Annotated in this window: 1 protein-coding gene; it reads right to left on the bottom strand. The window is 74.5% G+C overall.

The window, feature by feature from the left end; all coding sequences use genetic code 11:
• Nucleotides 1-1533, bottom strand: a 1533-nt coding sequence (locus tag ACOWU6_RS16770; protein ID WP_421076395.1) for a DUF222 domain-containing protein, incomplete at its 3' end; no start/stop codon positions are given.
• Nucleotides 1534-1545 lie beyond the last annotated feature (12 nt).

The following is a 1545-nucleotide window of genomic DNA, read 5'->3' as shown; positions in this document are numbered from 1 at the left end:
GGGTGGGGGCTGGGGGTCGTGGATGGCGTGGTGTCGTCGTCGGGGTTCGGGCTCGGTGACGTACACGTGCCCGAGCGGGCTGGTCCACTCGATGCCGCCGTCGGCGAGCGCCCGTGGAGACCACCTCGTGTGGTGGCGCAGGTAGTGATGCGGCCGGCACAGGGCCTCGAGGTTCTCCGCGCTCGTCGGGCCGCCGCGGGAGTACTCCCGGACATGGTCCTTCTCGCACCCCGGGGCCGGGCGCGAGCAGCCCGGGAACCGGCAGCACTCGTCCCGCAGCTCGACCAGACGACGGATCGCCGCGGTCGGCTGATAGTGATCGACCGTCAGCAGAGCACCGGTGTCGGGGTTCTGGAAGATCCGCTCCCACCCCGGCGCGTACCGCGCGAGCCGACGGGCGGTCTCGGCCGGGACCGGCCCGTACCCCGCCAGCATCACCGGCCCGTCATCCAGCCCGACCAGGCTCGTCACCGGAACCGTCACCGCGACCGCCCCGCGGATGCCCGCCAGCCGSTCCGGGTCCCCGTCGATCGGGTACCCCGTCGGCGCCCCCGTCAGCAGCAGGTTCCCCGCCAGATCCGCCCGCCGCTGCGTGCGCGTCACCCGCACCCGCTCCGCCTCCCGAGCCCCCTCCCGCTCCCCCGGCGCGCACCGCCCCGGGAACAGCCCCGCATCCCGCACCGCCAGCTCCGGATCGACCGCCGGGTCGGGGGCGCCGCCAGGCACCCGCACCGCGCCCTGGTCGATCCGGTTCCCCTCCCGATCCACCCGGAACCCCAACCCATCCCTCGTCACCCCCACCGCCGCATCCGCCGCATCCCGCACGTCCCGCGCCGCCTGTGCTTCCCGGTCCGCGCGGCGCTCATCGGCCTCGACCAGACGCGCCATCTGATCCAGCCGGTCCGCGACCGCCGCGATCACCGACGCCTCGTCCCGCATCACGAACTCACCCAGCCCACCCGGCAGAGCCCGCGTCCACGTGCCCCGCTTCTCCCGCACCGCCGCCTGACCCTCCGCCACCGGAACCGGATGCAGCACACCCGCCAGCTCGTTCGCGAACACCCGCAGCTGCCGCGGCGTGGCCTCCTCCGCGAACCCCAGCACCCGCCCCAGGAACTCCCCCAGCACCGCATCCGGCAGCCCCTGCGCGACCTCCCGGATCACATCCGCATGCTTGCGCGTGATCCGCCCCGCCGACAGCGCCGCCCGCACCTGAGGCAACCGCGCCTCCAGCAGCTCCGCATCCGCCATCCGCGCCTCCACCTCCCCCACCGGCACATGCAACGCCACCGCGAGCTCGGCCGCGACCGCCCGCCACGGGAACGCGAACTCCGAATCCGACCCCGACCGCTCCATCTGCGCCCGCGCCACCCGCGCCGCCACCGCGAACGCCTGCACCTCCGCCGCCGCAGCCGACGCCACCGCCCGCCGGAAACCCGTCAACGTCTCCCGCACATTCGACAGCACCCACCGCTCCTCCACCGTCGCATCCCACGACAGCGGATCCACAAACCGCGGCTTCCTGCTCGTCACACCCCCATCATC

Source organism: Microbacterium sp. SA156, from assembly GCF_049065455.1.
Taxonomy (GTDB): Bacteria; Actinomycetota; Actinomycetes; order Actinomycetales; family Microbacteriaceae; genus Microbacterium; species Microbacterium barkeri.
Note: the sequence above shows the minus strand (reverse complement) of the source record. Positions and strands in the feature narration are given on the sequence as shown.